The organism is Ruminococcus sp. BSD2780120874_150323_B10 (genome assembly GCF_015553695.1).
Taxonomy (GTDB): Bacteria; Bacillota; Clostridia; order Oscillospirales; family Acutalibacteraceae; genus Ruminococcoides; species Ruminococcoides intestinale_A.
In genome coordinates, this window is the sequence record NZ_JADNHD010000020.1 from 19,761 (window position 1) to 29,226 (window position 9,466).

Genomic DNA, 9,466 nt, shown 5'->3' on the forward strand with positions numbered 1-9,466 from the left:
AAGTTTAGGTCAAGCCTTAAACTTTTATAATTGTTTAGCAACCGTTAAAAATCGCACAAAAAAACAGTCTGACAAACGCACTGTTTATCAGACTGTCATATTGTTTATTTAATTAAAAAACCTTTGACAAAAATTCCTTTAATCTGTCATTCTTAGGGTTTGTAAAGAATTCCTGCGGCGGCGCTTGCTCTACGATTACGCCCTTATCAACGAATACAACATTTGTACCTACTTCACGGGCAAAACCCATTTCGTGAGTTACAACTACCATTGTCATTCCGTCTTTTGCAAGCCTTTTCATTACTTCAAGAACTTCGCCTACCATTTCGGGGTCAAGTGCGGAAGTAGGCTCGTCAAAAAGCATTACTTCCGGATTCATACAAAGCGCACGGACAATTGCCACACGCTGTTTTTGACCGCCCGAAAGCTGTGACGGATAGTCATTTGCTCTGTCTGCAAGCCCTACTCTTTCAAGCAGCTCCATTGCCTCTTTGGTAGCCTCTTCCTTACTCTTTTTAAGAAGTTTTACAGGGCCGAGAATCATATTCTTAAGCACTGTCATATGAGGGAAAAGGTTAAACTGCTGAAACACCATACCCATTTTTCTGCGGTGGAGGTTTATATCTACATTTCTGTCGTTAATATCAATGCCGTCAAAAATGATTTTTCCGTCTGTCGGCTCTTCAAGCAGGTTAAGGCAACGCAAAAAAGTTGATTTACCCGAACCCGACGCACCGATAACCACCATTACATCGCCCTTGTGAATTTCGGCATTAATGCCCTTGAGCACTTCGTTATTGCCAAAATACTTTTTCAGTCCCTCGACCTTAATTAAAATATCATTGTTAGTGGTCACTGCTGCGCAACCTCCTTTCAAGTTTTTTGAGGAAGTATGTCAGAATCAATACTATAACAAGGTAGATTGCCGCAACCGAAATAAGCGGGAAAAATGCCTCGTAAGTTCTTGAACGAATAAGATTGCCCACATAAGTAAGATCCTGGAGTGCAACATAACCGGCAACTGAAGTTTCCTTTACAAGCACAATAAACTCGTTGCCGAGTGCAGGCAAAACATTTTTGAAAGCCTGCGGAAGAATTACATGGAGCATTGTGCTGCTGTAATTAAATCCGAGCGAACGGCTTGCCTCAAACTGACCTTTGTCGATTGACATAATACCCGAACGCACAATTTCGGCTACATATGCGCCTGAATTGATACCGAATGCGAGTACCGCTGCGATAATTCCGTTTCTTGACGATGAAAATATGATGTAATACATAATCATAAGCTGAATTACAACAGGAGTACCTCTGATTACAGTAATATAGATATTGCAGAGAACATTTAAAAACTTGAGTAAATAATCACTCGGCTTTCTGCATTTTTTACCGACAAGGTTCTTGTCGTAAGTCGAACGAACCATTGCGATTAAAAAACCGAGGATAATACCTATAACGGCAGCAACGACTGTGATTTCAATCGTTACTCCAAGACCTCTTAAAAACTGCATCCAACGGTCGTCATTAATAAAAGTTCTCTGAAAGCTTGCAGCTATTTCTTGAAAAAACTTATCCATATGTTAAATTCCTTTATATATCAGAAAAGCAGCTTTTATGCTGCCTTTCCGGAAAAATCTTTAATTATTCTTTAACTATAATTACCTGAGTAGCTGTTGTATAGCTGTCAGAGAAGTTGATTGACTGTAATCTTTCATCTGTTACTGTCATACCTGCCATACCGAAATCAGCCTTGCCTGTCTGAACAGATGTTATGATAGAATCAAAGTCCATATCGTCAATAACAAGCTTGTATCCGAGTTTGTCGCAGATAGCCTGTGCCATAGATGCGTCAATACCTACTACTGTGTCGCCGTCATAATACTCGTAAGGCTCAAAGAAAGCGTTTGTTGCCATATGAAGCTCGCCGTTCGGATAATCTGTTCCTGCAGGAGTTACATAAGGTGTTTTTCCCTTTGTATCATCGCCGATGAAGTTCTTTTCGATTGACTCTGTTGTACCGTCAGCTTTGAGCTCTGCAAGAGCTGTGTTGATTTTGCCGAGGAGGTCTGTATTGTCCTTAGCTACGCAGATTGCATATTCTTCTTCCGCAAACGGTTCGTCAAGAATCTTAAGACCGTCATTAGCGGCAACAAAAGCCTTAGCAGGCTCGCTGTCAATGATAACGCAGTCAATCTTGCCCTGTGTAAGAGCGAGAACAGCGTCTGCACCCTTGTTAAAGCGTTCTACTGTTGAACCCTTTTCCTCGTAATCACTTGCGTAAATATCGCCTGTTGTGCCAAGCTGAACGCCGATTTTTGCGCCCTCAAGGTCATCAACTGTAGCAATTTTCTTTGTTGTGCTACCACCGCAAGCGGCAAGGAGCATTGATGCTGAACAAATTACAGCGGCAAGTGCCAATGAAATAACTTTTTTCATAGTAATCCCCTTTTCTTTTTAAAAAATCATACATCTATTATAGTAATACAAAAACCAAAATAAATCAAGTAAAAAAGGTAAGATAAATTTGCTAATTCCTACAAAATATCCGTAAAAATTCCATAATTTTTACATTACGGGAAAAGATATTAAAATTTAGGTTTTTAATGCACTGTTTAAGACAAATTTTTACAATAAAAGAAGACAGCCTTGTCACCCAATTGTTACTTTGCCAAATCATTCACCCGTCACTTAAAAAAGCAAAAACAAAAGCAGGGCGATATTTATACCGATACCGCTCTGCAAAACCGTAAATTATAATTTAACCTTAAGGTTATTGTCTTTTAAATGGTCCTCGCTGACTTTTTATTAAATCAAATTTTATGAAATACAAAAAGATATTCGTGTGCAATGAGTAAAAAGTTATATTTTACACTGTTTGTTTTCCAATAGCCCGTTGCTCTGCAATTATGCTGTTCTTTGATTATGAGTTCTTTTAAAGTAAAACCTGCATCCTGAAATATTTTCATAACTTCAAAACTCATCGGAATCATATGCCCTTTTTGTCTTGTATCTCCCATAAGAATTGCACAAAATTTTTCTCTTTTTAATACTCTGTAACATTCTTTTGCAACAGGTTTCATTTGTTCCAAAAAATCTTTTACTTTTAGTTGCGACAAATCATCTTCCAACCCGTCACTGTACTTAATAATGTTAGCATATGGTGGGTGTGTGCATATTAAATCTATGCTTTCGTCATCAACAAAGTCCAAATTTCGAGCATCGCCTTTTCTTATATACACTTTTCCTTTTGCTTTTTCATATTCAAAATTCGTTTTTTCCTCGCATCGCTCAAGAGCAATATCATTACAGTCAACACCAATTATATCCCTATTTAATAATTTTGCCTCAACGAGTGTTGTACCACCGCCTGCAAATTGATCGAGTATCATATCATTTTCTTGTGAATATCTTAAAATTATATTTCTTGGTATATATGGTGACCAATTACCTCGCCACTTTGCATCGTGTGTTGCCCAATCGCCACGCTTAGGGAAAGACCAATGAGTGGTCATTTCTAACTCAAAATCTTCAGGCTCCCATTTCTTTATTTTCTTTTTTTTCATAACAAAGCTACCTCACTGATTTTACTATCAAGATAACTGCGATAATATTCCATTCTCCAAATCTTTTATATTAAATATTGTTTCCATAACATCAAAGGTTTCTTCTAAATTATGTCTTGCACTTTTCCAACCGGAACCGTCTGTAAACCAAATAAAAGTAAATCCGTCTATGGTGTCAACCTCTTGTGCAATCTGCTTATAACTTCTTGCTGTTTCGTTGAGTTTTGAACCACCGCTTGCATAAAAGTTTGTTTCAATTCCGTAAATTCTATTTGAAGTTTTTATTACAAAATCAAACCTTTTTTCAGATTTACCGCTATTAGAAATTGCAGAAAGATCTATTCCCCATTTATCGGTTATTGCGTGAATATACATTTCTTTGAAATAGGTTTCATTTTTCTTATAACCGGCTTTTTGTATAAAGCTCTCCACTAAATTTTCCATCAAGTGTCCGCCACGATTTTTTCTACCGTTAGAGTCAAGACCTGTTTCTACACCTGTAGCGTAATCTACAAGATTATTTATTATATGATTTTGCAACAAGTCAAATAAACCTGTTTTTCTCATAAAAATTTTATATTGTTCAATACTGTAATTTTGATTTTTAAAATTATATTTATATTCACCCTCGCTGTCTACAGCATATATTTCACTTGCTCTTACCGCAAGTAAAAGAGGAATACATTTTAATGTTTCTGGATATTTTAAAAGGATACTTTCAAATTCTTCTTCTATATTTTGGGAACCTATCAAGCTATTTAAAATATTTAATTCAACTTTAATCTTATTTATATTGCTATAAATTTTATTAAAATCTATATAATATTCATAATTTGCAATACTTCCACGAAATTCAGAAAGCCATTCATCAAAATTTCTTTTCATAATTTAACCTCACCTAAAAATTACTTATCAACAACTCGCTAACATTTCCTCTGCCCTCGCTTTTGCTGTTAATCGCACGCTTAGCCTGTATTCTCTTTATACTGTAATTTCTATATAAATTATCAAAAAACATATCATTTTCATCTGCATTTTGCGGGTCAGAATTACTTGCTACTACAATAGCCCCTTTTCGAGAAATAATATTAATAAAATCAGCTAATCTTATTTGTTCTTTATCATCAAATACCTTAGCTGAATACGAAGTAAATGATGATGTTTGTGTTAATGGGCGATATGGAGGGTCTATATAAACAAAAGTTTCATCATTTATATAATCAATACATCTACTGTAATCACCGCATATTATTTTTACATTCTTCAAAAGGCTGCTGCTTTTTTTCAAATTAAATTCATCACAAATCAAAGGATTTTTATACGAACCCATAGGTACATTAAAATCTCCGTTTTTGTTTACTCTATATAATCCGTTAAAACAAGTTTTATTTAAAAATATAAATAAAGAAGCAATTTCTAATTCATTATTTTCACAAGATTTATTTTTTAGTGAATTGTATAATTTTCTATTGTTATTGTATATAATTTTCCTTTGTTCTAAATCTGCACTGATAAATTCATTTTGTAACGCAAACAATTTTTTAATAAGATTATCAACATTATTTTGCAATTGATAATAGGTAATAATTAATTCTTTGTTAATATCATTAATTAAAACTTTTTCAGGTTTATAATTAGCTAATATATCGAATAATACTGCGCCTCCACCAACAAACGGTTCACAATAGCACTTTATATTTTTAGGATATTTTTTTCGTATTTCGCTAATTAGTTGACTTTTTCCGCCGGCCCATTTCACAAAAGGCTTTGTTTTTATATACATACAATCACTCACTAATTTTTATATTACATTATATAATACCAAAAAACAAATAGCTTATCAAGATATATTTTTTGCAAAACAAAAGCAGAGCAGTATTTTGTTAAATACCGCTCTGCAAAACCGTAAATTATAATTTAACCTTAAGGTTATTGTCTTTTAAATGGTCCTCGCTGAGTTTTTGATAAAGTCTGTTTCCGCTCCAACGGCTGTTGTCGGGAGTGAGGGCGCAAATGAGGGGCATTTTCTTTATGCCGTAGTTTTCGAGTTTTTTCAGCATAATATTAAATGTAAGCTGCGGAAAATCCTTGATAACCATAAGCTCATCGTCAAAACTCGGAAAATCATCGCTTAACGGCTCAATATCCTTTAAGCCAAACAATGCCCCGATAGGCTTTGAAAAGTCTTTTTTAGTGGCTATTTTTACAGGTATTTTCATAGACAAAAGCGTATTTCTTACGGCTTTCAGTCTGTCGCCTTTATAATTATAAAGAAGTACAGCCTCGTTCACAGCAAAACACCTCTGTTTTATTAATTGTATTTCTCAAGAGAAACTTCAATGATTTTTTCGCAAAGTGACGGATAGTCAATACCCTCTGCCGCTGCCTCCTGTGGGAGCAAGCTTGTCGGAGTCATACCGGGAAGTGAGTTTGCCTCAAGACAATAAGCCTCGCCCGATACTTTATCAAGAATAAAGTCAATTCTTGCATAGCTCTGCAAGTTGAGAGCCTTAAACGCAGCCTCGGCAGCTTTACGAAGAACATCGTCCTCGCTTGCAGTAATGTCAGCAGGGCAAATTTCGTCTGTTGCGCCTGCCTGATACTTTGCCACATAATCGTAGAAACCTGTCTTAGGAATAATCTCAATCGGAGGCAATGCTCTGCCGCCGATAACGCCTACGGAGAACTCTCTGCCCTCTATGAACTGCTCAACTACGATTTCTTTTTCATATTTGAAAGCCTCTTTTACAGACTCTAAATACTCCGCTCTGTTTTCTGCCTTTGTAATGCCTACGCTTGAACCGCCCGAACACGGCTTTACAACGCAAGGATAGTAACTCCAATCCTCTGCGTCTTGGGCTGACTTGTAAACTCTGCCCGCAGGGGTTGTAACTCTGTTCTGAATAAGTACGCTCTTTGTAAGCGCCTTATTCATAGCAAGCGCAGAGCCGAGATAACCCGAACCCGTGTATTTGATGCCGAAAAGGTCAAGTGTAGCCTGAATCTGACCGTTCTCGCCCTCACCGCCGTGAAGAGCAAGATATGTAATATCTGCCTCGGCGCAGATTTCAATAACATTCATACCGATAAATTTTGATGATTTATCAAGGCGGTTCTCCTTGACTGTCTTAATGTCGGGAATTTCCGTGCCGACACCGAGGCTGTCCGTAAAGCTGTAATTGTGCTTGAAGAGTGCGTCAATGTCGCAGAAATTCTCTTCGTAACCCATAAATACATCAAGCAAAACTACTTCGTTACCTTTTTCACGCAAAGCAGACGCTACCTTGATACCCGAAGATATTGATACGTCACGCTCTGTACTTAATCCGCCTGCAAGAACAACAATTCTCATAATAACTCTTTCTCCCGTAAAATATATAGATAATTATTCGGTAAATAACAGTCTGTTTTCAGAACATAAAGCTGTCCATACCCCAATGCTCTACTTCATCGTACTTAACATAGCAACGCTTGCCCGCAATGCCGTTTGTCTGCATAATATTGCAGATATTCTCGGTAACTTTGGCATAGCCGTCTTTTGTACCCTTGCCCAGAAGTTTTACTTCAACTATTGCCGCAGGCTCGTCACTGCTGCCCTGAAAACTCATTTTTAATCCGTCATTAACGGCGCACATAACATACGCCTCGCTCTTGCCGATTGCCTTAAGCGAACCGGAAAGCTCTTTCATAAGTTCGTCTGCTTTCTCCTTTGAGAAAGTCACATTAGTTTTAACATCTATAAAAGGCATAAAATCTGTCCTTTCGTAAATCATAAGCCAAATAACTATCCTATATTATAATACGCATAAGTTTTTAAAGCAAGGATTTTTTGATGTTGTAATAAAGTTTATAAAAAGCGTTTTTTATACATCTTAAAAAGCAAAATATTTTTGTCATTTTGCATATTAAAACATTAAAATACTATTGAAAACAACGAAGTACAATTGCCGAATACACAATAATACTTTATAAACATTTTATATTATTCACAAAATGCCGTCTTCTTTACAGGCTCAGAAAATTCGTTATAAAAATTTTAAAAACTGCAAATTATCTGTTGCACTTGAGTGAATTATTTGATATAATAAAATTTAATAATAAACAATTATGTATGAGAAAAGGAAAATGGAGGATAGTTTATGTTGAATACAGATTACAATCAGAAATTCGGCAAAGAAGGTCTTACCTTTGATGATGTTCTTCTCATCCCCGGTGAGTCTGATGTAGAACCTAAGAATGTTGATATTTCATCAAATCTTACAAAAAATATTAAGCTTAACACTCCTGTTGTTACTGCTGCAATGGACACTGTAACCGAAACCGCAATGGCTATTGCTATTGCCAGAGAGGGCGGTATCGGTGCTATTCATAAGAATATGAGCATTGAAAAGCAGGCTGACCAGGTTGACCGTGTTAAGAGAAGTGAAAACGGTGTTATTGTAAATCCGTTCTTCCTTTCTCCTGAAAATACAGTCCGTGACGCTAACGACCTTATGGGCAAATATAAAATTTCCGGTGTTCCGATCTGCCGTGACGGCAAACTTGTAGGTATTATCACAAACCGTGACCTTCGCTTTATGACCGGCGCTGACTTTAACCAGCCTATCGCAAACGTTATGACTTACGAAAGCCTTGTTACCGCTCCTGTAGGCACAACATTAAAGCAGGCACAGGAAATTCTCCGTAAACACAGAATTGAAAAGCTCCCGCTTGTAGGCTCTGACGGCAGCCTTAAGGGACTTATTACAATTAAAGATATTGAAAAGTCGGTTCAGTATCCTAATTCAGCCCGTGATGACAAAGGCAGACTCCTCTGCGGTGCGGCTATCGGCGCTACAGCAGATGTTCTCGACAGAGTTGCCGCTCTTGTTGAGTCACAGGTAGATGTACTCTTCCTCGACTCTGCTCACGGTCACAACTCAAACATTATAAAAACAGTTGCCAAAGTTAAAAAGGCTTATCCTAATGTTCCGCTCGTTGCCGGAAACATTGCTACAGCAGAGGCTGCCAAGGCTCTTATTGAGGCAGGCGCAGACACAGTAAAGGTTGGTATCGGTCCGGGTTCTATCTGTACAACAAGAATTGTTGCAGGTATCGGCGTACCGCAGATTACAGCAATTTACGATGCGGCTTGTGAGGCATCTAAGTACGGTGTACCGGTTATTGCAGACGGCGGTATCAAGTACAGCGGTGATATAGTTAAGGCTCTTGCGGCAGGCGGCAGCGTAGTTATGGTCGGCTCACTTGTTGCAGGCTGCGAAGAAAGCCCGGGAGAAAAAGAGATTTATCAGGGCAGACAGTTCAAGGTTTACCGTGGTATGGGTAGCCTTGGCGCTATGGGCAAAGGCAGCTCCGACAGATACTTCCAGGCAAGCAACAACAAGTTTGTTCCGGAAGGTGTTGAAGGCAGAGTACCTTACAAGGGAACTCTCGGCGACACAATTTATCAGCTTATGGGCGGTCTTAAGTCCGGTATGGGTTACACAGGTTGTGCAACTATTTCTGACCTTCATCAGAAAGCACAGTTTGTAAGAATTTCAGGTGCAGGTCTTCGTGAAAGCCACCCACATGACATTCAGATTACAAAGGAAGCTCCAAACTATTCTTTTAACGGCTGATTTTAAATAAAAAATATTTAACCGCTTGGTGTTTTATGCATCAAGCGGTTTTTTGCGGTTATTATTAAAGTTTTTTCAGGTTCTTTATCAAAAGTTGGGGTAAATTGTGGTTTAGCGGAGTGTCGGTCGGGCATTGAAATTTAGCTAACGCTAAATTATCCTCCCAAAAACAAAAAAGTTTACTCAATTTTTTCAAAAATTGCGGGTTTGGGCAGCGCCCATAAAAATCTTCCGATTTAACAATTTATTGGGCGCAAACAGCCGCGCTGTTTGCGTGCTTGCACC

The 9,466-nt window shown here is 37.7% G+C and carries 10 protein-coding genes; 1 reads left to right on the top strand and 9 read right to left on the bottom strand.

Annotation, left to right across the window (positions count from 1 at the left end):
* Nucleotides 1–112: 112 nt before the first annotated feature.
* The 9 genes from I2E21_RS10945 to I2E21_RS10985 all read right to left on the bottom strand — a co-directional run bounded on the left by I2E21_RS10945 (nt 113) and on the right by I2E21_RS10985 (nt 7,336).
* On the bottom strand, nt 113–856 hold the full coding sequence (locus I2E21_RS10945) for an amino acid ABC transporter ATP-binding protein (RefSeq protein ID WP_022234235.1): 744 nt from the start codon (nt 854–856) through the stop codon (nt 113–115).
* Complete coding sequence (locus tag I2E21_RS10950; protein WP_186936389.1) at nt 846–1,577, bottom strand: amino acid ABC transporter permease; 732 nt, start codon at nt 1,575–1,577, stop codon at nt 846–848. The genes I2E21_RS10945 and I2E21_RS10950 overlap by 11 nt, the downstream gene beginning before the upstream one ends.
* A gap of 64 nt (nt 1,578–1,641) precedes the next feature.
* Nucleotides 1,642–2,436, bottom strand: coding sequence for a transporter substrate-binding domain-containing protein (locus I2E21_RS10955; protein WP_195411350.1), 795 nt, complete (start codon nt 2,434–2,436; stop codon nt 1,642–1,644).
* A gap of 374 nt (nt 2,437–2,810) precedes the next feature.
* Nucleotides 2,811–3,563, bottom strand: coding sequence for a DNA methyltransferase (locus I2E21_RS10960; RefSeq protein ID WP_195411351.1), 753 nt, complete (start codon nt 3,561–3,563; stop codon nt 2,811–2,813).
* A gap of 27 nt (nt 3,564–3,590) precedes the next feature.
* Entirely contained in the window at nt 3,591–4,448 is an 858-nt protein-coding gene (locus tag I2E21_RS10965) for a type II restriction endonuclease (RefSeq protein ID WP_195411352.1), read from the bottom strand.
* A gap of 13 nt (nt 4,449–4,461) precedes the next feature.
* Nucleotides 4,462–5,346 (bottom strand): DNA adenine methylase, encoded by an 885-nt coding sequence (locus I2E21_RS10970; protein WP_195411353.1) that lies wholly within the window; start codon nt 5,344–5,346, stop codon nt 4,462–4,464.
* Nucleotides 5,347–5,473: 127 nt separating this feature from the next.
* Nucleotides 5,474–5,854 (bottom strand): DUF3783 domain-containing protein, encoded by a 381-nt coding sequence (locus tag I2E21_RS12605; RefSeq protein ID WP_195411354.1) that lies wholly within the window; start codon nt 5,852–5,854, stop codon nt 5,474–5,476.
* Nucleotides 5,855–5,874: 20 nt separating this feature from the next.
* The gene (locus I2E21_RS10980; protein ID WP_195411355.1) at nt 5,875–6,915 is read right to left on the bottom strand and encodes a D-alanine--D-alanine ligase; all 1,041 of its coding nucleotides are present in this window, start codon (nt 6,913–6,915) and stop codon (nt 5,875–5,877) included.
* A 58-nt stretch (nt 6,916–6,973) separates the two neighbouring features.
* A complete protein-coding gene (locus I2E21_RS10985) occupies nt 6,974–7,336 on the bottom strand; it encodes a phenylpyruvate tautomerase MIF-related protein (RefSeq protein ID WP_195411356.1) in 363 nt (120 codons plus the stop codon).
* Between the two features lie 366 nt (nt 7,337–7,702).
* Here I2E21_RS10985 and guaB point away from each other — a divergent pair, with 366 nt between their 5' ends.
* Complete coding sequence (gene guaB / locus I2E21_RS10990; protein WP_022234244.1) at nt 7,703–9,181, top strand: IMP dehydrogenase; 1,479 nt, start codon at nt 7,703–7,705, stop codon at nt 9,179–9,181.
* Nucleotides 9,182–9,466: the final 285 nt, after the last annotated feature.